The organism is Archangium sp. (assembly GCF_036277355.1).
Taxonomy (GTDB): domain Bacteria; phylum Myxococcota; class Myxococcia; order Myxococcales; family Myxococcaceae; genus Archangium.
On sequence record NZ_DASUNC010000210.1, the window covers coordinates 1 to 23681 of the forward strand.

Annotated in this window: 21 protein-coding genes; 11 read left to right on the forward strand and 10 right to left on the reverse strand. The window is 69.4% G+C overall.

From position 1 onward, the window contains the following. Nucleotides 1–388, forward strand: a 388-nt coding sequence (locus VFZ09_RS50900; protein WP_329735135.1) for a CAP domain-containing protein, incomplete at its 5' end; no start/stop codon positions are given. Nucleotides 389–440: 52 nt separating this feature from the next. On the opposite strand, the gene VFZ09_RS50905 is transcribed toward VFZ09_RS50900, so the two are convergent. Next, nucleotides 441–1184 (reverse strand): DUF481 domain-containing protein, encoded by a 744-nt coding sequence (locus VFZ09_RS50905; RefSeq protein ID WP_329735136.1) that lies wholly within the window; start codon nucleotides 1182–1184, stop codon nucleotides 441–443. A 203-nt stretch (nucleotides 1185–1387) separates the two neighbouring features. On the opposite strand from VFZ09_RS50905, the gene VFZ09_RS50910 reads away from it, so the two are divergent. From VFZ09_RS50910 to VFZ09_RS50930, 5 genes are all read left to right on the forward strand, one after another. After that, entirely contained in the window at nucleotides 1388–2377 is a 990-nt protein-coding gene (locus tag VFZ09_RS50910) for a LysR family transcriptional regulator (protein ID WP_329735137.1), read from the forward strand. Nucleotides 2378–2491: 114 nt separating this feature from the next. After that, on the forward strand, nucleotides 2492–3238 hold the full coding sequence (locus VFZ09_RS50915) for a type 1 glutamine amidotransferase domain-containing protein (RefSeq protein ID WP_329735138.1): 747 nt from the start codon (nucleotides 2492–2494) through the stop codon (nucleotides 3236–3238). Nucleotides 3239–3268: 30 nt separating this feature from the next. Beyond that, nucleotides 3269–3871 carry an antibiotic biosynthesis monooxygenase gene (locus VFZ09_RS50920; protein ID WP_329735139.1) on the forward strand — a complete coding sequence of 201 codons (603 nt, stop codon included), beginning with the start codon at nucleotides 3269–3271 and terminating at the stop codon, nucleotides 3869–3871. A 345-nt stretch (nucleotides 3872–4216) separates the two neighbouring features. After that, the gene (locus VFZ09_RS50925; RefSeq protein ID WP_329735140.1) at nucleotides 4217–5614 is read left to right on the forward strand and encodes a 2-oxo acid dehydrogenase subunit E2; all 1398 of its coding nucleotides are present in this window, start codon (nucleotides 4217–4219) and stop codon (nucleotides 5612–5614) included. 109 nt (nucleotides 5615–5723) lie between these two features. Then, nucleotides 5724–6164: a hypothetical protein gene (locus VFZ09_RS50930; protein ID WP_329735141.1), complete on the forward strand. Its 441-nt coding sequence runs from the start codon at nucleotides 5724–5726 to the stop codon at nucleotides 6162–6164. A gap of 72 nt (nucleotides 6165–6236) precedes the next feature. On the opposite strand, the gene galK is transcribed toward VFZ09_RS50930, so the two are convergent. From galK to VFZ09_RS50950, 4 genes are all read right to left on the reverse strand, one after another. Beyond that, complete coding sequence (gene galK, locus VFZ09_RS50935) at nucleotides 6237–7373, reverse strand: galactokinase (RefSeq protein WP_329735142.1); 1137 nt, start codon at nucleotides 7371–7373, stop codon at nucleotides 6237–6239. Nucleotides 7374–7401: 28 nt separating this feature from the next. Further along, nucleotides 7402–8466, reverse strand: coding sequence for an aldose epimerase family protein (locus VFZ09_RS50940; RefSeq protein WP_329735143.1), 1065 nt, complete (start codon nucleotides 8464–8466; stop codon nucleotides 7402–7404). Nucleotides 8467–8649: 183 nt separating this feature from the next. Next, nucleotides 8650–9105 (reverse strand): hypothetical protein, encoded by a 456-nt coding sequence (locus VFZ09_RS50945; RefSeq protein WP_329735144.1) that lies wholly within the window; start codon nucleotides 9103–9105, stop codon nucleotides 8650–8652. Nucleotides 9106–9226: 121 nt separating this feature from the next. Then, the gene (locus VFZ09_RS50950; RefSeq protein ID WP_329735145.1) at nucleotides 9227–9649 is read right to left on the reverse strand and encodes a hypothetical protein; all 423 of its coding nucleotides are present in this window, start codon (nucleotides 9647–9649) and stop codon (nucleotides 9227–9229) included. A 354-nt stretch (nucleotides 9650–10003) separates the two neighbouring features. Here VFZ09_RS50950 and VFZ09_RS50955 point away from each other — a divergent pair, with 354 nt between their 5' ends. Continuing rightward, a complete protein-coding gene (locus tag VFZ09_RS50955; RefSeq protein WP_329735146.1) occupies nucleotides 10004–10759 on the forward strand; it encodes a post-COAP-1 domain-containing protein in 756 nt (251 codons plus the stop codon). Nucleotides 10760–10986: 227 nt separating this feature from the next. After that, nucleotides 10987–11322 (forward strand): hypothetical protein, encoded by a 336-nt coding sequence (locus VFZ09_RS50960; RefSeq protein WP_329735147.1) that lies wholly within the window; start codon nucleotides 10987–10989, stop codon nucleotides 11320–11322. 48 nt (nucleotides 11323–11370) lie between these two features. On the opposite strand, the gene VFZ09_RS50965 is transcribed toward VFZ09_RS50960, so the two are convergent. From VFZ09_RS50965 to VFZ09_RS50975, 3 genes are all read right to left on the reverse strand, one after another. Continuing rightward, entirely contained in the window at nucleotides 11371–13575 is a 2205-nt protein-coding gene (locus tag VFZ09_RS50965) for a hypothetical protein (RefSeq protein WP_329735148.1), read from the reverse strand. A 115-nt stretch (nucleotides 13576–13690) separates the two neighbouring features. Then, complete coding sequence (locus VFZ09_RS50970) at nucleotides 13691–14392, reverse strand: hypothetical protein (RefSeq protein WP_329735149.1); 702 nt, start codon at nucleotides 14390–14392, stop codon at nucleotides 13691–13693. A gap of 310 nt (nucleotides 14393–14702) precedes the next feature. Beyond that, nucleotides 14703–15323: a TetR/AcrR family transcriptional regulator gene (locus tag VFZ09_RS50975; RefSeq protein WP_329735150.1), complete on the reverse strand. Its 621-nt coding sequence runs from the start codon at nucleotides 15321–15323 to the stop codon at nucleotides 14703–14705. 89 nt (nucleotides 15324–15412) lie between these two features. Between VFZ09_RS50975 and VFZ09_RS50980 the strand changes: the two genes are divergently transcribed. Both VFZ09_RS50980 and VFZ09_RS50985 read left to right on the forward strand, forming a co-directional pair. Beyond that, entirely contained in the window at nucleotides 15413–18604 is a 3192-nt protein-coding gene (locus VFZ09_RS50980; RefSeq protein WP_329735151.1) for a bifunctional cytochrome P450/NADPH--P450 reductase, read from the forward strand. A gap of 114 nt (nucleotides 18605–18718) precedes the next feature. Further along, nucleotides 18719–19636, forward strand: a complete 918-nt coding sequence (locus tag VFZ09_RS50985; protein WP_329735152.1) for a methyltransferase domain-containing protein — start codon at nucleotides 18719–18721, stop codon at nucleotides 19634–19636. A 102-nt stretch (nucleotides 19637–19738) separates the two neighbouring features. On the opposite strand, the gene VFZ09_RS50990 is transcribed toward VFZ09_RS50985, so the two are convergent. Both VFZ09_RS50990 and VFZ09_RS50995 read right to left on the reverse strand, forming a co-directional pair. Continuing rightward, complete coding sequence (locus VFZ09_RS50990) at nucleotides 19739–21358, reverse strand: glycine--tRNA ligase (protein WP_329735153.1); 1620 nt, start codon at nucleotides 21356–21358, stop codon at nucleotides 19739–19741. Nucleotides 21359–21554: 196 nt separating this feature from the next. Then, the gene (locus VFZ09_RS50995) at nucleotides 21555–22718 is read right to left on the reverse strand and encodes a DUF6068 family protein (RefSeq protein ID WP_329735154.1); all 1164 of its coding nucleotides are present in this window, start codon (nucleotides 22716–22718) and stop codon (nucleotides 21555–21557) included. A gap of 349 nt (nucleotides 22719–23067) precedes the next feature. Here VFZ09_RS50995 and VFZ09_RS51000 point away from each other — a divergent pair. Next, nucleotides 23068–23681, forward strand: a 614-nt coding sequence (locus tag VFZ09_RS51000) for a M57 family metalloprotease (RefSeq protein ID WP_329735155.1), incomplete at its 3' end; no start/stop codon positions are given.

Consider the following 23681-nt stretch of genomic DNA (forward strand, 5'->3'; position numbering starts at 1 on the left):
GAACCAGCGGCGTGCGGCGGGCGCCACGTGCGGTGGCGTCTACAAGGCCCCGGCGCCCGCGCTCACCCTGGACTCGCGGCTGCGCTGTGCCGCGCGCAAGCACTCGAAGGACATGGCCCTCAACAACTTCTTCAGCCACACGGGCTCCAACGGCTCGACGCCGTGGCAGCGCATCACCTCGGCGGGCTACGCCTACCGCAGTGCGGCGGAGAACATCGCCGCCGGGCAGACCTCTCCGAGCGGGGTGGTGACGAGCTGGATGAACAGCAGCGGGCACTGCAACAACATCATGAACCCCAACCTCAAGCACCTGGGCGTGGGGTACTACTACCGCGCCTCCGGCAGCAGCTACGCGCACTACTGGACGCAGGACTTCGGCTCGCTGTAAGGGCTCAGCGCTCGACGAGGCCCCACGAGGGCTCCGGGAACCGCGCCCCCCGCTAGAACGAGAAGCGGACCGTGCTGCCGAGCCGCAGGTCCGTGTCCCTCACTCCGGTGGGCGGCGCGCTGTCACGCGTGACGCTCAACGTCGCGCCCAACGCGAAGCCCTCCGTCACCCTCGCGAGCGCCTCGAGCTCCTCCAGGAAGCGCCAGTCCGAGAAGTCGTCGAGGCGAGGCTGGAAGTACACCGTGTTCTGCAGCAGCAAGCGGTTCTCGAAGAGCGCGAGCCGCGCCGTCAGGTAGTTCGTCCAGCGGTGATCCACGGTCTCCGGGGCATCGGAAGCCCCGGGGAGCACGCGGATGAGCTCATGCTCGAACATGTAGCCGCTGCCGCCCCACAGCATGAACACGGGCGTGTGCACGGCCTCCACGCGGACCCCCGCGCCCGCGACGGCGCGGCCCCGCAGCAGCAGGAAGGCGTTGAACTGGTACTGCGCGAAGACGTCGCTCCCGACGCGCTCGTGCCACATCCCCGTCCACCGCGCGTGGACGAACGCCTGGCTGATGAAGGGCGTGCCCGCCCGGTCCGCGAAGCGCCCGCTGCCCGTGAGGAAGATGCGCTGCGCGACGAACGGCGGGGGCGCGGGTGACCCCTCCGGCGCCGGCTGCGTCGGGTGGAGCGTCTGGTACTGGATGCGCGCCGCGCCGCCGATGTCCAGCAGCTCGATGTTCCCGCGTGACAGCGCGAAGGTCCCATCCAGCCCACCGGACAGCCCCTCGCGAAGCGGGTTCGGCCGCAGCACCTCCGCGTTCACCTGTGCCCACACCGAACGTGGCGAGACCGCGGCGGACAGACAGCAGAGGACACCGAGGAGGTGGAGAGAGCGGCGAAGCATCCGGAAGAAGGGCATGTGCACTGGGACTCCCGCGAACGGCGCGAGACTCCAGCGTGGGGTGGGGACGGCGTATTGACCAGTGCAACGACAACACATCATCGTTGCATCCCATGGAACCCTCGGACTTCGCCCTCCTCGTGACCCTCGATGCGCTGCTCCAGGAAGGCAGCGTCACCGGCGCCGCCCAGCGGGTCGGCCTCTCCACGCCGGCGATGAGCCACGCGCTCGCCCGGATTCGCGAGCGCCTGGGAGACCCCCTCCTCGTCCGCTCCGGCCGGGGCATGGTGCTCACCCCGCGCGCCGAGGCGCTCAAGGCCCGTGTGCACACGGTGGTCAACGAGGCCCGCCAGACGCTCGAGCCCGAGCGGCCCTTCGCCCCGGGCCAGCTCGCGCGCACCTTCGTCGTGCACGTCACCGATTACGTGCTCACGGTGCTCGGGCTCGTCGTCGACCGGCTCCTGCGCGAGGAGGCTCCGGGCGTCTCCATCCGCTTCGTGCCGAACTCGCCCGATGATGCCGTGATGCTGCGCGACGGCGGCTCCGACTTGGCCGTGGGCATCTACGGAGACCTCCCGCAGGAGATGCGCAGCCGGCAGCTCCTCACGGACCGCTTCGTCTGCGTGGTGCGGGCGGACCATCCGTCCGTCGGCAAGCGGCTCCCGCTCGAGCAGTTCGTGAGCCTCTCCCACATCCAGGTGGCGCCGCGGGGAAGGCCCGGGGGCTACCTCGACGACGTCCTGCGCGAGAAGGGGCTCTCGCGCCACGTCGCCCGTGCCGTCCCCTACTTCGTGACCGCGCTCCAGCTCGCCGCGCGGACCGACTACGTCCTGACCATCTCCGAGCGCATCGCCCGGCAGTTCGCGCCCGCGCTGGGACTGCGGCTGCTGGAGGTCCCCGCCGAGCTGCGGCCGTACGCGCTGAGCCTCGTCTGGCACCCCCGCTTCGATGGAGACGCCAGTCACCGCTTCCTCCGGGACGTGTTCACGCGCGCCGCGCGCGAGGCCGCTGGCGACCAGCACTCCGCGCCCCGCACGCGGCTCGATGCCTCGGACCCGACCTCGGGCCAGACACGGAAGCGGCCCCGCAAGCGGTCCGCGTAGTTGCACCGTTTGCAACAGCGACTTCCATTCCATTGCATTGCCGGAAACGCACGCCCCGCCGATATTGGCTTCGCGAGGACGCACTCCACGCGTCCATGAACGAGGAGCGAAACCATGAGCGGCAACATCAACGTCACCCAGCCGGGCAAGAAGAAGAAGGTTCTCCTGATCGCCGCCAACCCGTCCACGTCGAAGACGACGGGCTGGCCGATCGGCTTCTGGTGGGCCGAGCTCACCCACCCGTACTGGGCCTTCTCCGAGGCCGGCTACGAGGTGGAGATCCGCAGCCCCGATGGCGGGGCGCTCCAGGCGGACGGCTACTCGGATCCCGAGGACGCAAGCGGCTACTCGGCGCACGACATCCTCTCGCTCGGCTTCAAGAAGTCCCCGAAGCACCTGGCGCTCCTCCAGGACACCAAGAGCATCGATGACATCAACGTGGCGCACTACGACGCCATCTTCGTCACCGGCGGGCAGTCCCCCATGTACACCTTCCGGGGGAACACGAAGCTGCAGAACCTGCTCGCGCGCTTCTACGAGGCGGGCAAGGTGACCGCGCTCGTCTGCCACGGCACGTGCCTGCTGCTGGAGACGAAGCTGTCGAGCGGGGAGCTGCTCGTGAAGGGCAAGACCTGGACGGGCTTCGCCAACAGCGAGGAGCAGTTCGCGGACGGCTTCGTGGGCAAGCGCATCCAGCCGTTCTGGATCGAGGACGAGGCCCGGAAGCTCGAGGGCACCAACTTCGTGGTGGACCAGCAGTTCCGCGACTTCGCGGTGCGCGACGGCCTGCTCGTCACCGGCCAGCAGCAGTTCTCCGGAGCGGCGGCGGCGCGGCTCGTCATCGAGGCGCTCGGCCGCTAGGCCACCGCCGCAAGGGAGGGCGAGGAAGCCATGGCGAACACCGCAGAAGCAGTGACCGTAGCCGTCACGCGCCGCGTGAAGCCGGGCCGGGAGGCCGCGTACGAGGCGTGGCTCGAGCGGCTCATCCACGAGGCCTCGGCGCTTCCCGGGTACCTCGGGACGAACGTGCACCGGCCGCCGCCCACCGGGCCCCGTGAGTACACGAGCGTCTTCCGCTTCGACTCCCTGGACAACCTGCGGGCCTTCGAGGAGAGCGACCTGCGGCGCCGCGCCCTCGCGCAGGTGCTCGACCATGTCGAGGCCGACGCCCGCTGGGAGAAGATGACCGGGCTCGAGTTCTGGTTCTCGCCTCCTCCGGGGCTCGTCGTCCCGCAGCCCTCCCGCTTCCGCATGGCCCTGGTGATGATCGCCGTGGTCTACGGGCTGGTGCTGTCCATCGGCCAGCTCGTCGGGCTGGTGCTCGCCGGAGCGCCGGGCCCGCTGCGGCTGCTCGTCACCATCGTCATCGAGGTCTTCCTCATGACCTATGTCCTCATGCCGCGCATCACCCGCTGGTTCGCCCGGTGGATATACCCGGCGCCGGCACCCCACGCCTCATCCCCGCCTCCCCACCCACGGCCCGGGAGCGCCTGAGCGGGAAACGGAAGCCTGCTCGCCGCGGCCGGCCCCGTCAGCCCGGTGGTGACCTTGCAGACCTCGCACATGCCCATGAAGTGTGTTCGCGGCTCAGGCTCGCTGTTCAGCTCGCCCTGGCATGCCGTACGCGAGGGGGCGCTGGAGGGCACTCCCCTCCTCTCCGAGGAGCTGCGCTAGCAGCCGGCCGGAGAGACGCCCTCCTCCCCCCCTGACTCAGCCGCCCCTCCAGGTTCCCGCCCGGCCTCGATGGTTGTCCTCGAAGCCGGGCCGCCCCAGGTTTTTCGTAGCCCCCAGGGCGCCAGGACGAACCCACGTGGCCCGGGGAACCGGGGAGGAGACCGCATGGCTACCGCGTTGCCATACCCGAGGGGACAGGTGGAACGGGCGGCCCTCGCGCTGCTCGGTGGGACGCTCCTGACGGCGGGCCTCAAGCGCCGCTCTCCGGGTGGGGCGGCCATGGCCCTCGCCAGTGGTGCGCTGCTCGTGGGAGGCCTGCGCGGATACCGCCGCTCCTCACGGACGCCCGGCATCCGCCGTGAGCAGCGCGAGGCCGTCGAGCGCCGCATCACCCTCCACAAGCCCGCGCAGGAGCTCTACCGCCTCTTTCGCGAGCCGCGGACCCTGGCGCGGTGCATGGAAGGTCTGGCCGTCATCACCCCGGCGGGCGAGGACCTCCTGCATTGGAAGATCGGACGGGACATGGAGTTCGACACGCGGTTCGTGGAGGACCGTCCAGGCGAATTCTTGAGCTGGGAGTCACTCGATGCCGCCGCGGAGCACCGGGGCTCGGTGCGCTTTCGCCCCGAGCCCGGGACGGGGGGGACGGAGGTGACGCTCCGCATCCACTCCCTTCTCCCGGGCGGCGGGCTGGGCAGGGCGGTGGGCAGGGCCGTGGCCGGCCGGGTCCTGGCCCGGGCGCTCCGGCGCTTCGCGCGTCTCGCGGAGCCACCCCTGACGCATGCCCCGTACCAGGTCCAGCCCTTCCCCAGGATCCGGGAGCTGTACATCCAGGTCGTTCGCCATGCGCAGAAGAAGCGAACGATTCACGGCTTGATGGACATGGATGTGACCCAGGCCCGGCAACGCATCCGCGAGCACAAGGAGAAGACCGGGGAGTCGCTCTCCTTCACCGCCTTCGTCATCACCTGTCTGGCCAAGGCGGTCGACGAGGACAAGAGCGTCCAGGCCTACCGCCAGGGGAGGCGCCGGCTCATCGTCTTCGACGCCGTGGACGTGCAGACCGAGGTGGAGCGTGAAGAGAACGGGCAGAAGATAATCATGCCCCTGATCGTCCGCGCGGCGAACCGGAAGACCCTCCGGGAGATTCATGAGGAAATCCGCGCGGCACAGTCGAAAGGCCTGGCGGAGGTAGAGCCCTACAAGCCCAGGGCATGGCTGCTGTCCGTGATGACGTCCCTGCCCTACTTCATGCTCAACCCCACCGTGTCCCTGCTCATGAAGAACCCCCACCGGTTCAAACAATTCGGTGGGACGGTCGGAGTGACCTCCGTGGGGATGTTCGGGAAGGGCGGGGGTTGGGGAATTCCGCTCGCCCCGCCGACGCTCATGCTGACCCTCGGCGGAATCGCCAGCAAGCCGGGAGTCGTCGATGGCCGCATCGAGGTCCGCGAATACTTGAGCCTGACGCTCAGCATCGACCACGACATCGTGGATGGCGCTCCCGCCACGCGCTTCTCCAGACGTTTGAAGGAGCTGCTCGAAAGCGGGTACGGCCTGTAGACGGCGCGGCATCCCCCGCGTCCCCCCCCCACACGTGACCATCCTCGTTTCAGCGGGGTCTCCCGGGTGTAGTACATTTCCCGGCTTATACGGCCTTACGGTCATTCTCATGACTCCGTGTCCTGACGAGAACGAGCTGCTGGAGTGGGAGCAGGGGCGCCTGTCCACGGACGCCGTGGCGGGGCTCGAGGCCCACCTGGATGGATGCGAGGCCTGCTGCGCGGTGGCGGCGGGACTCCGGGGTGGGGTGGGCTTCGGGGCGGAGCTGGAGTCCCTGGCGCCGCTGACGCCGGGGCCGGGGGCGCACGTGGGACGATACGTGCTGCTGCGCCGCGTGGGCGAGGGAGGCATGGGAGTCGTCTTCGCCGCGCATGACCCGGACCTGGACCGGGAGGTGGCGCTCAATTCGGCCAGCGGCCCCCCGCGGCTCGCGGGTCCCCGGCACCGTGCGCGACGCCGTGCCGCGGGACCTGGCCTCCGAGCCGGACGCGCGCCACACGACCCTGGACGCGCTGCTCGCCCGGCTCGAGTGCGGCTCACGGCGGACTGAGGGGTGAGTCATCCAGCACCACGTCCTCGAGGGGCTGCTGAAGCCAGACCATCGAGGCGGTGACCGCGAGCGTCAGACGACGCTCGCCCCGTCCGCGGCCTGGCACACGTAGCACTGCGGCGTGTTCCCCGTGGCCTGCGTGTACTTCTCACTGACGGTTCGCACGAACGCCTCGGACCGCTCGGGGGCGACCAGGGCCACCGCGCAGCCGCCGAAGCCAGCGCCCGTCATGCGGGCTCCGAAACAGCCCGGCTGCGCCCGCGCCAGCGTCACGATGGTGTTGAGCGCGTCGTTGGTGACCTCGAAGTCGTCGCGCAGGCTGTCATGGCTGGCATCCATCAGCTTGCCCAACCGCGTGAGATCTCCGGCCCGCATGGCCTCGGCGGCCTGCACGGTGCGGTCGTTCTCGGTGATGACGTGCCGCGCGCGGCGGCGAACCAGCGGCTCCAGCTCGTTCTGGCGCGCCGAGAAGGTCCGCGCGTCGACGTCGCGGAGCGCCTTGACGCCGAAGAACCGCGCGGCCTCCTCGCACTGGCTCCGGCGCTCGTTATAGGCGGAGTCCACCAGCCCGCGGCGGGTCCCCGTATCGAGCACCACCACCACGGCGCCCGCGGGCACGGGCACGGGCTGAAGCTCCAGGCTGCGGCAGTCGATGAGCAGCGCGTGGCCCTCGCGGCCTCCCGCGACGATCATCTGGTCCATGATCCCCGAGTTGACGCCGATCCACTTGTTCTCGACCTTCTGGCCGAGCAGCGCCATCTCGGAGGGCTTCCACGGCAGCCCGCTCACGGTGGCGAAGGCGCGCTGCACGGCCAGCTCCACGGCGGCGGAGGACGAGAGGCCCGCGCCGCGCGGCACCTCGCCGCTCATCACGCCCTCCCACCCCTCGAGGGTGTGACCGGCCTCCTGCAGCGCCCAGGCAACCCCCTTCACGTACTCCGACCAGTCCGAGCCGCCATGGGAGAGAGGCCCGAGCTCGAAGGAGAGCGAAGCGCCGTAGTCGAGCGAGTGGACGGCGACACGGCGGTCATCACGCGGGCGCAGGGCGATCCACACCTCGCGGTCGATGGCGATGGGGAGCACGAAGCCGTCGTTGTAATCGGTGTGCTCACCGATGAGGTTGACGCGGCCCGGAGCCCGTATGACCGCGGTGGGGGCCACGCCGAAGCGCTTGCGGAAATCCTGCTCGACCTGTTCGCGGAGCGTCATCGTTTCACCAGAGGGAGAAGGCCGGGGTTCACGAACCCGAGACGGAGAATCTGTAGACGGTGCGCGAGCGGTAGTGCCCGCCGGGGCGCAGAATCGTCGAGGGGAAGGAGGGCTGGTTGGGAGAGTCCGGGAAGTGCTGGGTCTCCATCGCGAAGCCGTAGCGGTGGTGGTAGACCGCGCCCTTCTTCCCCTTCAGCGTGCCGTCGAGGAAGTTGCCGGAATAGAACTGCATGCCCGGCTCGGTGGTGTGGATCTCCATCACGCGGCCGGTGGTGGGCTCCAGGACGTGCGCGGCCAGCGTCAGCTCGCCGGCCTTGCCCCCCTTGTCGAGCACGAAGCTGTGGTCATAGCCCAGCCCGTTGCGCAGCTGCTCGTCCTCCTGGCGGATGCGCGCGCCAATGGCCGTGGGCCGCCGGAAGTCGAACGGCGTCCCCGTGACGTCGCGGAGCTCGCCGAGGGGAATGGACGTCGGATCGATCGGGACGAAGCGGTCCGCGTTGATCGTGACGACATGGCCCAGGATGTCGCCCTTCCCGTCTCCGGCCAGGTTGAAATAGCTGTGTTGCGTGAGGTTGACCGGCGTCGCCTTGTCGGTGGTGGCGTGGTAGTCGAAGACGAGCGCGTCATCGCCGGTCAGCGTATAGGTGACCGTCGCGGTCAAGGTGCCCGGGTAGCCCTCCTCGCCGTCGGGGCTGACGTAGGTGAGGACGAGCCCCAGGCCCTGCTCGTTCTCGAACGGCTTCGCGCTCCACACCACCTTGTCGAAGCCCTCGAGCCCGCCGTGCAGGTGGTTCACGCCATTGTTCGTCGCCAGGGTGTAGGACTGGCCATCGAGCGTGAAGCGGCCCCGGGCGATGCGGTTGCCATAGCGGCCGATCAGCGCGCCGAAATACGGAGACTCCGCCAGGTAGCCGGCCAACGCGTCGTAGCCCAGCACCACGTCGTCGAAACGGCCGTTCCGGTCCGGCACACGCAGGCTGAGGATGATTCCACCGTAGTTGGTGACCCGCGCCTCCACCCCCTGCCTGTTGGTGAGGGTGTAGACCTCCACGGGCTGTCCGCCTGGGGCCGTACCGAAGGGGGTCCGTTCCACGACGCCTCCTGACATGAAAGGGCGGGCGTCATACCACGCGGGAAGTGGAGCCCTGGGGGGAAACAGGGAGGTCCACGGGAAACGGTCGAACAGCCACCAGAGTGCGCGTCACCCCAAAAGCACAAAAGGGGCGCACGCCCGTGAGCGTGCACCCCTTGAAGTGAAGCGAAGAGCCGGACCGGATCAGGCGGCCTTGAGCAGGTTGGCGACCTGGAAGGCCGCGAACTGGCCCAGGTTGTACTTGTCGCCCTGCGCCAGAGGCGACGTGTCGCCCTTGCGGGAGCTCATGAAACCCTTGACCAGGTCGAGCACGCCGCCCGTGCTGTTCGTCTGCGAGCCCAGGCCGATGGCGGCGCCGAGGCCCGTCTTGCTCAGGAGCGAGCCGGCCTTGCCCAGCAGACCGCCGCCGAGGTTGCCGACCAGGCCGCCGATGATGCCCTTGAGGCCACCACCGTTGAGGACGCCGTCGGCGATGCCGACGATCTTCCGGGCGCCCGCGATGAACGGACCCACGCCCGGGATGAACGAGGCGATCTGGCCCAGCGGACCGTTGAGGATCTTGCTGGCGAAGCCAACCGCCTTCTTCGCGAAGTCAGTGATGCCCTTGAAAGCCTTCCCAATGCTCTTGATGAAGCCCATGGCGCACTCTCTTTTGTGTGGATTGGTTGATTGCTACGTTGAAGGAGTTATCGCGGGCAGCGGTGGGATGTTGCGTGTGGCCTATTTTTTTCTGAATTTCCCCGCGAAAAACCCAGTGAAATCAGGGCTTTACGTTGGTCCGGCCCTTTTTCACCGCGTCGTCGAGGCCGGGATCGGCCTTGGCCGCCACGGGCTGGCCACCCTCGGCGGCCAGGTCCACGGTCTTCTTGCGGGCGTCATCGAAACCGCTCGGGGCCTGGCCGGCCTTGAAGGCCTCGACGCTGGCGCGCACGTTGGCCTCGAGGGCCTCGGCGGTGGGCGGCTCGACGCCCATCTTCTTCAGGTTCTCGTCGCTGACGACGAGGAACGCGGGCTCGATGCCCGGGTTGTTCATGTAGTACCCGACGGTGTTGACGAACACCTCCAGGTCCATCTCCAGCTCCGCGGCCATCTTCGCCACGTTCGGGTCCGAGAGGATCTTCGCGCGCAGCTCGGCGGAGATCGGGGGGGGGGCGTCGAGTTGGTCTACATCTCCATGGCTCATGTCGAACCTCGGGGGTAACGGTTTGAGCCGGAGAGTATGGAGGCGTCCTCCCACCCTTGTCGAGGTTACGTGCCGTGCAGCTCGCCGGGGACCGCCGCGTCAGCGGCTTCTGCCTTTGAAATACATGCCACGCGCACCGTCGGGGCCCGCCGAAACCACGGGCAACACCTGGACGGGCGTTGACGCAGAATTTCACGCTTCACAAGGAAAACGGGTCTTGGCACCTTCTGCCCGCACGAGCATGAGTGAGATGCCGCGCCTTTCCAACACGTACGAAACCTCAGGCGCTCGTCTGGCAGCTCCAGTCTGACAGATGGGCCGGTGGAATCGTGCGCGCGGTCGATGAGGACATAGATGCGTTTCAAGACATTCAAGACGTTCGACGTTCCGCTCGTGTCCCCCGCGGTGAGCGGCCTGTATCCCCTCCGGCTGAGGATGACGAAGGCGGATGCGCGCGGTGGGGATTTCGGAGAGGAGTTCACGGCACAGGTGCGGGTGGATGCGGACGCTCCGGCGATCTCCGTCTCGTGGCCCCTGCCGGAGGCCTACCCCTACGGCACGCAGCGCATCGAGTTCAGCGCCGAGGACGCGTGGAGCGGCGTCGCGGAGCTGACGGCCACGCTCGATGGCGCGCCGGTCACCTCCGGTGAGGCGCTCGCCGGGTTGATGCCCGGGGAGCACACCCTGCTCGTCACCGCCAGGGATGGGCTGGGCAACGCCACCACCGTCACGCGCTCCTTCACGGTGGTGAATACCCCTGGAATGGTGATGGGCGGTGGCCATGCGGGGCTCGCGCGGAAGAAGGCCACCTTCGGCGTGGAGGTACAGCTGGCGCCGGGTGCCGCCCGGCCGGTGGGCCACCTCACCTTCCAGGACCACGCGCTCGGACTGACGCTGCACAGCGCGGAGCTGAAGGCGTTCGGCTCGTCGGAGGGCACCGCCACCGTCTCCGGCACGTGCACCGTGAACCACGAGCCCGGACACACGTTCCGGCTCGAGCTGACGGATGGCAGCACCGGGAAGGGCGGGTCCATCCGGCTCGTGCTCGACACCGGCTACCGCTTCGACGCGCCGCTGGAGGGCGGCAACGTCACCCTGCTGCCACTGTGAGGTGCAGGGGACGGGCGGGTGTCCCCTGGCACGCCCCGAGCATCACCCGGGAGCAGGTGGCCGGCACCCACGGCCAAGGAGACAGAGCGATGCGCGAACCCGAAACGCTTTCCGGATGGCATTCCCCCCCTCGCCCGTGCCGGGCCTTGACCCTGTCCGCGGGACTCTTGCTGGCCTCGTGCGGAGGTGGGGGGGCGACACTCGCGCTGACGGTGCCCTCCCCTTCCATGGTGGCGCCACGCTGTGGGGATTACGTGGCCGTGCGCCTGCGGGTGGACGGCTCGCTGAGACCCTGCGGTGCCGTCCAGGTCACCACCGGGAGTACGGTGGCGGCCGTGCGGATCGTCTGCGATGAGTCCGTGGGCCTGTTGCCGGAGACGCCGTATCAGGTGACGGTGGGGTACTACCAGGGAGCCACCCTCGTCGCGGAGAGTCGCCTGGAGGCCGAGGCCACCCTGCTGTCTCCGGGACTCAACTCGCGCACCCTCGCGCTGGAGCAGGTGCGGACGGACCTGGATGCCAACGGCAATGGCACTTCCGATCTGAACGACGCCTGCCCCTGAAGGGGAACACCGGGCTCCCGCCTCATCGCGGGAGCCCGGCGGCCGTCGTCAGTAGGCGCAACCGTTCCAGTCGCCACTCGCGGCCCGCGCGTCCAGTGCCTTCGCGAGGGCCTCGGACACCCGGCGGCGGCCGAGGCCGGAGACCGTGGCCGAGGAGGCGGAGCACCGGGCCGTCACCTGCTGCTGGCTACCGCCGAAGGTGACGGAGATCGCCTCGGCGGAGGACACACTCCAGGTCCCGTTGAACACGTCACGCGCGCAGAACCGACGCGCGGACTCCGAGCCAATGGCCGTCCCCTGGTAGAAGCCCGCGCCCCCCGCTCCGCTCGCGGGGCGGTAGCCCGTGACGGTGACGGAGATGCAGTCGGAGGCGGCGCACGCGGCCCGCAGCTCCTCGGAGGAGGGATGGTCGCAGGCCGGCTCGATGCGGCAGGAGCCAGCGGTCGTCGTCCACCAACCCGGGAGGCAGGTGTCCAGCGGCTGGTTCTCCGCGGAGGGAGCTCCGCCGTCCGGTCCCTGGCAACCCGACAGCACCAGCGCCACCAGGGCGAGCACCCCGCAGCGGCGGCCACGGGAGAGCACCGCCATCACCGCCAGCAACGCGGCCCCGAATCCCGAGCCCCCCGCCGCCTGGCAGCCGCGGGCACCCTCCTCCTCCGGCGGCAACGGAGTCTCCGGCGGCCGGGGCGCGGAAGTGCTCGTGGAGGCAGGCGCCAGCTCACACGCGGCGGGCGTCACCTCGCGGCAACGCTCGGACGGGCGCTGGTCATGCGGCACCTCGACGAGCACCTCCCCGTGCGCGCTGTTCCCCGACGCATCGGAGACCTCCAGGCTCGCGCGATAGGTACGGCCGGCACGCTCCGAGCCGGCGCGCTCCGCACGCAGGCACAGGGACTCGCCGCCCGGGAGGACGGCGGCATCCACCGCCGTGGAACCATCGCCGGTGCCGTCCGCGGGCTGACTGGACGTCACGGACTCGAAGATCACCGTGGGCGAGGCATCGCACGCATCCACCACCGAGGTGAGCACTTCCCCACCCACCGTGAAGGCCGCCAGGCCGTGAGCGGGCGGCCAGAGGCAGACGGGAGTCACCTGGGTCTCGCGGATCTCCGGCGGCAGGGTGTCGGCGATGGTCACCCCGGTGAAGCTCGTCATGGCGCGTCCGCGCGAGTCCGTCACCGTGACGCTCAGCATGTGGTGGCCCAGGGGCAAGGTGATGTCCAGGATCGGCCCGGAGCCGAGCGGCTGGGGCGGTCCGGATTGGAACTCCTCGGCCCACTCGAAGGAGACGAGCGCGTCGCCGTCGGGATCGAAGCTCTGCCCGGCGGACAGGCGGACGGGGTGGCCACACTCTCCACGCGAGGGGCTGTCGATGCGCACGATGGGCGCCGAGTCGTCGACACGGGTGCTCAGGTCGAAGGTGGCACTGCCCCCCTCGAGGGCGATCTGCCCGGTCAACCGCAGCGTGCCATCCGGGAACAGGTGGCCGCGCAAGGCGGTGGGCTGGGCGCGGCGGGAGATGAAGTGCCCATCGATGGTGGCCGAGGCATCGAACGGTGGCAGGACGAAGAACTGGAGCGAGCCGTCCGGCGAGAGGTTGCCCTGCACCGGCGCGGTGTTGAAGATGCCCAGGCCGCTCACGGTGGACTTCCCCACCTGGAAGGCGCCAGCGGAGCCGAGTTGAACGCCCTGGAGCACCACGGGGCAGGGCGGCGTGGCGCAGTAGCCGCCCGCGAAGGAGACCGTTCCCGCCGGGGTGAAGGCCGCGAGCTCCTCCCCGAGCGCGATGTGGGCCACGGAGCTCTCGGACCGGACCAGGGCGGACGCCGAGTCCCGCGTGGGAGTGTTCATCGGCCCGTCCTCTCCGCAGCCTCCTTCAACGATGGAGGTGACGGGCCCCAGGGAACTACACGTCTCGGGGCGGCTCGCCCAGATGGGGAACCAGCCCGGACAGGACTCCCCGAAACAGACACTCACCTGGTAGCCGGCGATGTCCGAACACGCGTCCTCGCAGGCGTTGGAGATGTCGGTCGGGCTGGAGCTCGCGGCGCAGGTCGTCACGGACGGTATCTGCACCGAGGTGCCCGTACAGTTGCCATCATCGTTGCGCCGGTCCTGGATGGTGCAGGCCCGGCACACGCAGGAGCAGCCGACCCGCGTGTCACCCAGGGGCTCGCCGCTGCAGGCCACGAGTGCATTGGACAAACACAGCCATGAGAGCAACAACAGGTGATGGCCCCGCCTCGGATTCATGTGTCCCCCCCTCGAAGGAACTGTGGAAGAAATACGGTGGTGCAGGTGAACGAGACGACACGGGGGCCCTGAGGCCCCCGGTTGAACCCATGTCAGTCTTTCCGGCCCCGGGCTCCTAGCAGGGGCTGCCGCACACCGGCAGGCCGCCACGGATGAACAGGTCCCAACCAAAGGTGTTGTAGTCGCAGTCCGTCCGGCCGCTGCTCCCCACCGTGAACCACGTGCCGTCGAAGTAGGTCGGGCAGGAGTTGTAGCAGCTCACGCTGCGAGTCCCGAACGCCGCGATGCTGCCGCCACTGCAGTTGCTGCAGGCGAAGGTCCGGGTCACGTTGTCTTCGTTCTTCACGTCGTAGGTGGTGTAGCCGCCCTGCTCCGCGATGCCCAGCGGCCGGATGATGTTGAGCTTGTAGCTCCCCTGCTCGCGCACGAAGTAGAACGGCTTGGGCAGCTGCCGGCCGTCGACCGCGATGGAGGCCGCGGCCACGTCCCCTTCCACGTCCAGGGCGGTGACCGTGAAGCCGTCATGGAGCGCGTACACGTTGCCCACCTCCCGGGCGAGCTTGGTCTGCTCGCGGGACACGAAGGCCTCCAGGTTCTCCTCGAAGGTCGCCGCCGAACCCCGGTAGGCAATCCGGCTGATGAGCTGCTGCGAGATCACGCCCTTCACGGTCTCCGCGTGGCCATCCTGCAGCGCCCGGGCGAAGACGGTCAGCTGCGCGCCCAGATGATTCTTCAGCGCGACATCATTGCTGGGAGCGGCCATGGCGGAGCTGGAGACAACGGCGGCGGACAGGACCCAAGCGTTCAGACTCTTCATTTTCTGCTCCTGTTGTTTGGGGGCTGGTGTGCCCGACGCCAGACATGAGCAAGCTGCGTACCAGCGGGCGGACAGGCGAGCGCTCGCGGCTTTCCCTCTGGGGAGGGCCGCTCGAGACCTGATTCGACACGGCGAAGCAGGCTGTACCGACACGTCGAAGCAGACGCGCCGACATGTCGAACGAGCCCTCCGGCCCGACAGCAGCGCTCCCCACCCGGTTGAGCCCGGGGCACGCCGGGTGATAGGTCAGGGCCGCCGCCATGACGCCTACGGGCTCCGGCTGCTGGTGACGGGGTAGAGGGCCGGCGCGTCACCGCGGCCGCAGGTAGCCCAGGACGAGCTTACTCAGCTCCTCCACGAGCTCGGGGGTGCCCATCAGCTCGGGCCGCTCCACGACCGTGGCCCACACCGCGCTGCGCAGGGCCCGGATGATGATGAAGACCACCAGCCCCAGGTTGCGCGGCTTCTCGAGCTCCAGGTTCTGGGCGAGCACGGTCTGCACCAGCGACTCCACGCGCGCCTCGATCTCCTGGACGGCCTGAAGGGGGCCGAGGCGAGGCGCCTGCTCCAGGAGGACCCGCTGCAGGCGCGGATTCTCCCCGTGGAACTCCACCAGGACCCGCACCAGCTCACGCACCTCCAGCTCCAGATCCGTGATCGGATGGGGCACCAGCTTGTCGGCGAGCACCGCCAGGGCCCGCTGGTGCACACGCTCGAGCAGCATGGCCACCAGCGCCTCCTTGCTCGGGAAGTACTGGTAGAGCGAGCCGATGCTCACGCCTGCCCGCTCGGCGACCGCCTTGGTGGTGGTGCCTTCGTAGCCGGAGGTGACCAGAACGTGAGCCGCCGCCTCCAGGATCGTCTCCACCGTCGCCTTCGACCGCTCCTGAAGGGGCCGTTTCCGAGGGGTGGACCGGTTGCGCTTGCTCATGTCCCCGCGTCTCCAAAATGTGAGCCCAATGCGAATTTCGCTCTCGCGAGCGGAGCACTATTCATGAGGGCCTGTCCCCCTGGATTCCCATGAGCAAGCCCGCCCTGTCCACGACCATTCCCCAGCCCCGTCCTCGCCCCCTCCTGGGGAACGCGCCCGATCTGGGCTCCGAGACGCCCCTGCAGAACATGATGAAGCTCGCGCGCGAGCTCGGGCCCATCTTCCGGCTGTCCTTCCCGGGGGCCTCCATCCGGGTGCTCGGCTCGTACGAGCTGGTGGCGGACGCCTGTGACGAGACGCGCTTCGAGAAGATGGTCACCCAGGCGCTCCAGCAGCTGCGCGCCCTGGGAGGTGAAGGCCTCTTCACCGTGGACAACGAGGATCCCAAGTGGGGCAAGGCCCACCGCCTGTTGATGCCCGCCTTCAGCCCCGCGGCCATGCGCAACTACCACGACGGCATGCTCGACGTGGCGGACCAGATGCTCACCCGCTGGGCGCGCTTCGGACCCGAGACGGACATCCACGTGTCCGACGACATGACGCGGCTCACGCTCGACACCATCGCGTTGTGCGGCTTCTCCTTCCGCTTCAACTCCTTCTACCAGACCCAGCTGCACCCCTTCGTGGATTCCATGGTGCGCGCCCTGGAGGAGGCCGGCAACCGCACCCGGCGCCTGCCCGTGCAGACGCAGCTCATGGTGCGCACCCGGCGCCAGTTCGAGACCGACACCGGCTACCTGCGCGAGCTGACCCAGCAGCTCATCGAGAAGCGCCGGGCCCTCCGGCCCGACGAGGCCCCCCGCGACATCCTGAGCCTCATGCTCGAGGCGGTGGATCCCCTCACTGGCGAGAGGCTCGATGACACCAACATCCGCGACCAGCTCGTGACCTTCCTCATCGCGGGCCACGAGACGACGAGCGGCCTGTTGTCCTTCGCCCTCTACTACCTGCTCCACCACCCCGAGGTGCTCCAGAAGGCCCAGGCCGAGGTGGACCGGGTCTTCGGCTCGGAGACGCCCCGCTTCGAGCAGGTCTCCCAGCTCCAGTACATCGATCAGGTTCTGCGCGAGACGCTGCGCCTGTGGCCCACCGCGCCGGCCTTCAGCCTGCACGCCAAGGCCCACGACACCCTCCTGGGAGGGCGCTACCCCGTGGGGCCCGACGATGCGTTGCTGGTGCTCATTCCCATGCTGCACCGCGACCCGGCCGTGTGGAAGGACCCGGAGCGCTTCGACCCGGAGCGCTTCGCCCCCGAGGTGCGCGACAGCATCCCCCCGCACGCGTGGAAGCCCTTCGGCAACGGGATGCGCGCGTGCATCGGCCGGGCGTTCGCGCTCCAGGAGGCCACGCTCGTGCTCGGCATGATGCTGCAGCGCTTCCACCTCTCCGAGCCCGAGCCGTACACGCTGCGGATCCGCGAGACGCTCACGCTCAAGCCCGACGGCCTCAAGCTGCGCGTCCGCGAGCGCAAGCCGGCCTCCCGTCCCGCCGGGCCCCGGCCCACGCCCCGCCCCGCGCCCGCGGCGCCCGTGTCCCAGCCATCGGAGAAGGCGGCGGCGCATGGCACGCCCCTGTTGCTGCTCTACGGCTCCAACTCGGGCGCCTCCGAGGCGTTCGCCCGGCGCATCGCGAGTGATGGGCTCGCGCGCGGCTACTCGGCGAGGGTGGCGCCCCTGGACGAGTACACCGGCAAGCTGCCCAGGGAGGGCGCGGTCTTCATCGTGACGGCCTCCTACAACGGCAAGCCGCCGGACAACGCGCGCGCGTTCCACGCGTGGGTGTCCCAGCTCCCCGAGGGCTCGTTGAAGGGCGTGCGCTACGCCGTGTTCGGCTGCGGCAACAAGGACTGGGGTGACACCTACCAGGCCATCCCCCGGCACATCGACGAGCGGCTGAGCGCCGCGGGGGCCCAGAGGCTGCTCGCGCGCGGCGAGGCGGATGCGCGAGCCGACTTCTTCGGGGAGTTCGAGCACTGGTACGCGCCCTTCTGGGAGGACGTGGGCACGGCGCTCGGCGTGACCTCGCGGCAGGTGGCGTCCGGTCCGCTCTTCACGGTGGAGGTGGTGCCGTCGGCCAGCGTGGAGCTGGTGAGGCAGAACAAGCTCGAGCTGGCGACGGTGGTGGAGAACCGCGAGCTCGTCGACATGACGTCACCGTTCGGCCGCTCCAAGCGGCACCTCGTCTTCAAGCTGCCCGAGGGCGTGACGTACGCGGCGGGCGATTACCTCGCCGTGCTGCCGGAGAACCACCCGGAGCTGGTGGAGCGGGCCGCGCGCCGCTTCGGGGTGCGCACGGATGCCGCCGTCGTCCTGCGCTCGACGCGGGGTGCTCAGGCCTCGTCGCTCCCCACGGGCAGGCCCCTGTCGGTGCAGGAGCTGCTGGGCCGGCACGTGGAGCTGTCCGCCCCGGCCACGCGCAAGGACCTGGAGCGGCTGGCGGAGAAGAACCCGTGCCCGCCGCACGCCATGCACCTGGCCGCCCTGGCCCAGGATGCCGAGCGGTACAAGAAGGAGATCCTCGACAAGCGCGTGAGCGTGTTGGATCTGCTGGAGCAGTACGACTCGTGCATCCTGTCCTTCGGAGACTTCCTCGAGCTGCTGCCGGCCATGCGCGTGCGGCAGTACTCGGTGTCCTCGTCGCCGCTGGCGGGTGCCACGCATTGCACGTTGACGGTGGCGGTGGTGGACGCGGAGGCCTGGTCCGGCCGGGGCCGTTTCCACGGCACGTGCTCGAGCTACCTCGCGCGGCTGCGCCCCGGGGAGCAGGCCGCGGTCGCGGTGCGCACGCCGAACGTGCCCTTCCACCCGCCCGCCTCGAACGCCACGCCCATCATCCTGGTGGGCGCGGGCACGGGACTGGCGCCCTTCCGGGGCTTCCTCCAGGAGCGGGCCCTGCGCCACGCGCGCGGAGAGGCGGCCGGGCCGGCGTTGCTCTTCTTCGGCTGCGACCACCCGGACGTGGACTTCCTCTACCGGGACGAGCTGGTGAAGTGGGAGCAGGAGGGAGTGGTGACGGTGCTGCCCGCCTTCTTCCGCCAGCCCGACGGGGACGTCACGTTCGTGCAGCACCGGCTGTGGAAGGAACGCGAGCGGGTGAAGGCACTGCTCGCCCAGGGAGCCCTGTTCTTCATCTGCGGGGATGGCCAGCGCATGGCGCCCGCGGTCCGGGAGACGCTCGCGAGGCTCCACCAGGAGACCGTGGGTTGCTCCGCGGAAGAAGCCTCGCAATGGCTCTCGGAATGGGAGAAGCAGGGGCGGCTCGTTTCCGACGTCTTCACGTGACCCACGCCGGACCCTCGATGGGCTCGCCAGGAGGGCGGGCGGGCCCGCGAGGAAAGCGCCGGGCCGGGCGCGCGCGTCTTGGACAGGGGCTGGGCGCTCTGACACCCTGGGTGCATGCCCACCTCCCCTGCCCCACGTGCCGCGCCCTGGTGGGTCGAGCGCGCCGAGACCCTCCTGGACACGAAGGACCTGCGCACGCTGGAGCTGGGCGCGCTGTGGGAGCTCTTCGAGCGGTTCTCCTTCGTGAAGGAGAACGTGGAGCCGGACCTGCTCCTCCTGGATGTGCAGGCGCGTCCGGAGCTCCAGGCCCTCTGGGTGGCCCTGGAGGCGCGTGCCCTCTCGGTGACCGAGGCGCTGGATACGGCCGGAGATGACGTCGCCCTGCAGCTCCGAACGGGAGCCCTCTCGGCGGCGCACTTCCGGGAGCGGTGGGAAGGGTTCGGCTTCACCGAGGCCGTGGACCGCGCGAGCACGGGGGCGGATGACTGGCTCGAGGGCCTGCTGCGCATCTCCCGCATCACCACCGGCCAGAACCGGCCGCCGTTCGGTCAGGTGAACCTGGCCTCGCGGGCCCACCGCATCTCCGACTTCCTCTCCCTCATCAATCCCGGCAAGCGCGACACGGTCTACGACCTCGGCTGCGGCAACGGGAAGTTCGCCATCACCGTGGCCGCGAGCTCCGCGGCCCGCGTCAAGGGCGTGGAGTACGGCCAGACGTACGTCGAGTCCGCGCGCCGCACCGCCGAGCGTTTCGCGCTGCCGAACCTGGAGTTCATCCACGCGGATGTCCGCGATGTGGACCTGTCGGACGGCACCGCCTTCTACCTGTTCTTCCCCTTCTGGGGGGAAGTGGCGCACGCGGTGGCCCGGGTGCTGGGCGGTATCGCGCGCAACCGGGACATCACCGTGTACGCCTCGGGCCCTCGCCACGACTATGGCGAGCACTTCCTCGAGCAGGTGACGCAGGGGGCGCTGTGTCTCGCGCCCCAGCGCCTGGACTTCGCGGATGTGATGGTGCTGCGCAGCGCCTAGCGGGCGAAGCGCTCCTCCACGAGGAACGGCTCGCAGGGGCGGCCCTCGAGGTCACGGAAGGCGACATGGCATTGGATCGCCTTCCGCTGGTCTCCGTCCTTCCTATGCGCCGGACTGCATCTTCTCCCGCAGCCAGGCCTCGAGCTCGGGGATGGCGACGCGCTCCTGCGCCATGCTGTCACGGTGGCGCACGGTGACCGTGTTCTTGTGCGCCGCATCCCCCTCCCCGATCGTGTCGAAATCGACCGTGATGCAGAACGGCGTGCCGATCTCGTCCTGGCGCCGGTAGAGCTTTCCGATGGCGCCGGTGTCGTCGTAGACGATGCGCATCGAGCCGGTCGACTGGAGCTTCCTCCGGATGCTCTTCGCGGTGCTGACGATCTCCGGGTTGTTCTTCTTGAGCGGAAGCACCGCCACCTTGATGGGCGCCAGGTGCGGCTTGAAGTGCAGCACCGTCCGGTAGAACTCATCCACCACTGGATCCACCTGGCCGCGCAGCTTCTTCGCCACCTCGATGCTCTCCGCGCCGGGCATCGACAGCAGCCCCGCGATGGACGGCAGCCGCTCGCCCACCGCCTGGGCAATCCGCTCGCCCTCGGCCAGGAGCGCCTCCTTGGCCTGGGCCGGAATCTTCTCGTTGCGGCCCACCGACTTGAGGAACGTGGCGAGCGCCTCTTCCACCGGCTTCAGGCGCTCGGCCGGAGCGGGCTTCACCTGCTCCTCCGCGTAGGCCTCGCTCAGGAGCGCGAGCACCCCGCGGTCCACGCCGGCCGACGGCTCGATCACGAAGGGCACCACGTGCTGCTTCGTCTCGGGGTCGAAGTACGTGAGCTTGTCGGTGCTGTGCGAATTGGGGCTGACACGCGCCCTCAACCCGAGCGCGCCCTGGTCCTTGCTGTGCGAGCCCAGGTCATAGTCGGTGCGGTTGGCGATGCCCTCGAGCTCTTCCAGCCCGTGCGGGAAGCGGTAGAGCAGGTCCACCGTCGCCTTGGCGTAGTGGGCCAGCTCCTCGGGCTTCTGGTGGTACGGCTCGAGGTTCTGCCGGGACAGGCCCACCGACAGCCACCAGTTGATCCGATCCTCCACCCACTTCTCGTGCCACGCCTCGTCCTCGCCCGGGCGGACGAAGAACTCGATCTCCATCTGCTCGAACTCGCGGACCCGGAAGATGAAGTTGCGCGGGGTGATCTCGTTGCGGAACGCCTTGCCAATCTGCGCGATGCCGAACGGGAGCTTGCGCGACGTGGAGTCGAGCACGTGTTTGAAATTGACGAAGATGCCCTGCGCCGTCTCGGGCCGCAGGTACGAGAAAGACTCGGGATCCGGCACCGGTCCGATCTGCGTCTTGAACATCAGGTTGAACGGACGCGGCTCGGTGAGCTCCGTGGACGCGCAGTTCGGGCACTTGCCGGAGATCTGATCCGCGCGCCACCGCATCTTGCAGGCCTTGCAGTCCACCATCGGGTCCACGAAGGTCTCTTCGTGGCCGGAGTAGCGCCAGGTCAGCTTGTTCATGAGGATCGCCGCGTCGATCCCCTCCATGTCCTCGCGTTCCCAGACATTGGCGCGCCACCACGCGAGCTTGAGGTTGTTCTTCAGCTCGACGCCGAGCGGACCGTAGTCATAGGTGCCCTGGAGACCGCCGTAGACCGCCGAGCCAGGAAAGATGAATCCCCGGCGCTTACACAGGGAAACCAACTGCTCCATCGTCTGCGCGGCCATCGGTGTATCGCTCCTTCACCTGCCAGAGTGGCGAGGGGCGGACAGCCTACACCGGTTGGAATGGCTCAGAAGGAGATGACGTAGACGCACCGCCAACGTCGACCGCATGGAGTTGTTGGCGTGCTGGAATGTCTGGGACATCGGCCCCAGGGCGCGCCTGGGGCCGAGCAGCTTCAGGATCCCCAGACGGCGGACCCTACTTCTGGCCGCCGAGCCACGAGCCCCACTTCACCAGCCGCGTGCCGCCCTCGGGCTCGCGCTTGCCCCCGGCGGCCACGCGCTCGGTGGCGCTGGCGAGCGGCAGGAAGCGCGCCTCATACGGCAGGCCCGCCAGCCCCGGGGCCCACGGATCGGCCGCGTAGGTCTGCGAGAAGGCGCGCTGGGTGCCCTCGACGTTCTCGGTGCTCTGCTCCGTGATGGCGGGCACGCTCCGGCCCTCCGCGGTGAAGGTGCCCCGGGTGCCGGACGCGGCGGAGGCGGGAGGCCAATCGCCCGAGCCCAGCACATCCAGGGGCAGGCTCAACAGCGCCTCCTCGAGGGGCTCCGGCTCCGCCTGGGAGAAGTCGGAGCAGGGGGCGGCGTTGGCGTCCACGGGGCCCTCGGTGCGCAGCAGGTAGCCGCGCTCGGCGGAGAAGCACACGCGCTGCACGCCCGGCGAGGGGGCCACGTTCACGTCCCGGTCGTAGTACGCGCCCGGGCCCAGGGGCCGCTCCAGCGCGGGCACGGGGGCGGTGGCACCGGCCGAGCCCTCGCGGAACTCGCGCAGCGACAGCTTGAGGCCGGCCAGGACGTGGAAGCCCGCCGTCTCGGTGCTCGCCTCGAGCAGGCCGTGGGTGAGGTAGAGCGGGCCCGGCTCGTTGGCGTACACGCGCGTGCGCAGGGGGCCGTCCACGGGGCGCTGGTCGCTGACGTAGCGCGTGGCCTCCCAGGTGCGGCCCGCGCTGGAGGGCTTCTCGGCGGAGGCCTCGCCCGTGTGGGGCACGTCGAGCGTGCGCGTCGTGTCCGCGCGCACCGGCAGCAGGAGGTCCTGCGCCAGCCGCGGGTGGGCCAGGGGCTTGCCGGCCTCGTCGGTGAAGGCCACGCGCACCCAGACCCAGGGCTGCTGCACGGCCACCACCTCCAGCGTCAACTGACCGCCGAGGGCGCGCGCGCCGCCCTGGCTCGCGGAGAAGGTGTAGGTGACCCGGTCGCCCACGCGGGCGCGCTTCCAGGCGTCAGCGGTCTGCATGGAGGCGGGCTCCTGGGACGGGGTGTCGGAGGGAGAGGGGCCGCTCGACTTCGTGCTCTCGCAGCCCGGGAGGAAGGACAGGGCCGCGCCCAGCAGCGCGGCGAGGGGGAGTGTGGAGTGGCGCATATGCATGTGAGACTTGATACACCGGGAGTGTATTCACCGGGTGAACTGTCCGAGCGCCCCCCCCTGTCCGAGGCGAGGGCACCCCGTCCGAGATTCGGACAGTCCGGGTGTCGCGCGCGCAACTAGTTGATGCCGCAATTGTTTCAGCAGCAAACGTCAGCGTGCTTTACATGCTGTCCCAGGCCAACGGGTGCATCCGTGCACCAGGGAGAATATTGACCCACCAACCAAGTCCCTGATTTCCGGTGTGTCCATGGGTTGGTCCGAGGGTTGCTCAGGGAACGGGACGCGCGGCCGCGGCTGGACCCCCAGGCGGCGGCGCCCAACCCCGTCGTCCCCCGAAAAGGAAGCCCCCATGCGCAAGCTTTCCATGGCGTTGCTGGCCGGTGTTGCTCTCGTTGGCTGCGGTGTCGATCCTCAGGTGGAGAACCAGGAGATCGTCTCCAACCTGGTCCAGGCCGGCTTTCCGGCCGATGACATCATGGTCGTCGAGGATGCCGTGTACGTGGGGCGTGACGCTCACGTGACCCTCGAGGCCTCCCGCGAGATGCTCCAGCCCGGCAAGGAGAGCGCGGAGCAGTACCGGACGACCAACCTCGTCAGCACCACCGTGACGAAGATCTGCATCAACCCCACCTCCACCTTCAACAGCTACGCCCGCCTGAGCCAGGGCCTCGACCTGGCCATCCAGAACTACAATGGCCTGGGGCTCAGCTTCACCATGGCGCGCGGCCCCACCACCGGCTGCAGCGCGAACATCACCGCGCAGACCATGTCCGGCACCGGCGGCTCCGCGGGCTTCCCCTCGGGCGGCAAGCCCTACGGCACCATCAACATCGGCACCGGCCTGAACACCTACAGCGTGGACGTGAACGAGCACGTCATCACCCACGAGCTCGGCCACGCGATCGGCTTCCGTCACTCGGACTACTACAACCGCGCCATCAGCTGCGGCAGCGGCGGCAACGA

Coding starts and splice junctions, on each gene's coding strand:
- VFZ09_RS50910 (WP_329735137.1), top strand. CDS start 1,388: ATGGAACCCTCGGACTTCGCCCTCCTCGTGACCCTCGATGCGCTGCTC.
- VFZ09_RS50915 (WP_329735138.1), top strand. CDS start 2,492: ATGAGCGGCAACATCAACGTCACCCAGCCGGGCAAGAAGAAGAAGGTT.
- VFZ09_RS50920 (WP_329735139.1), top strand. CDS start 3,269: ATGGCGAACACCGCAGAAGCAGTGACCGTAGCCGTCACGCGCCGCGTG.
- VFZ09_RS50925 (WP_329735140.1), top strand. CDS start 4,217: ATGGCTACCGCGTTGCCATACCCGAGGGGACAGGTGGAACGGGCGGCC.
- VFZ09_RS50930 (WP_329735141.1), top strand. CDS start 5,724: ATGACTCCGTGTCCTGACGAGAACGAGCTGCTGGAGTGGGAGCAGGGG.
- galK (WP_329735142.1), bottom strand. CDS start 7,373: ATGACGCTCCGCGAACAGGTCGAGCAGGATTTCCGCAAGCGCTTCGGC.
- VFZ09_RS50945 (WP_329735144.1), bottom strand. CDS start 9,105: ATGGGCTTCATCAAGAGCATTGGGAAGGCTTTCAAGGGCATCACTGAC.
- VFZ09_RS50950 (WP_329735145.1), bottom strand. CDS start 9,649: ATGAGCCATGGAGATGTAGACCAACTCGACGCCCCCCCCCCGATCTCC.
- VFZ09_RS50955 (WP_329735146.1), top strand. CDS start 10,004: ATGCGTTTCAAGACATTCAAGACGTTCGACGTTCCGCTCGTGTCCCCC.
- VFZ09_RS50960 (WP_329735147.1), top strand. CDS start 10,987: ATGGTGGCGCCACGCTGTGGGGATTACGTGGCCGTGCGCCTGCGGGTG.
- VFZ09_RS50965 (WP_329735148.1), bottom strand. CDS start 13,575: ATGAATCCGAGGCGGGGCCATCACCTGTTGTTGCTCTCATGGCTGTGT.
- VFZ09_RS50970 (WP_329735149.1), bottom strand. CDS start 14,392: ATGAAGAGTCTGAACGCTTGGGTCCTGTCCGCCGCCGTTGTCTCCAGC.
- VFZ09_RS50975 (WP_329735150.1), bottom strand. CDS start 15,323: ATGAGCAAGCGCAACCGGTCCACCCCTCGGAAACGGCCCCTTCAGGAG.
- VFZ09_RS50980 (WP_329735151.1), top strand. CDS start 15,413: ATGAGCAAGCCCGCCCTGTCCACGACCATTCCCCAGCCCCGTCCTCGC.
- VFZ09_RS50985 (WP_329735152.1), top strand. CDS start 18,719: ATGCCCACCTCCCCTGCCCCACGTGCCGCGCCCTGGTGGGTCGAGCGC.
- VFZ09_RS50990 (WP_329735153.1), bottom strand. CDS start 21,358: ATGGCCGCGCAGACGATGGAGCAGTTGGTTTCCCTGTGTAAGCGCCGG.
- VFZ09_RS50995 (WP_329735154.1), bottom strand. CDS start 22,718: ATGCATATGCGCCACTCCACACTCCCCCTCGCCGCGCTGCTGGGCGCG.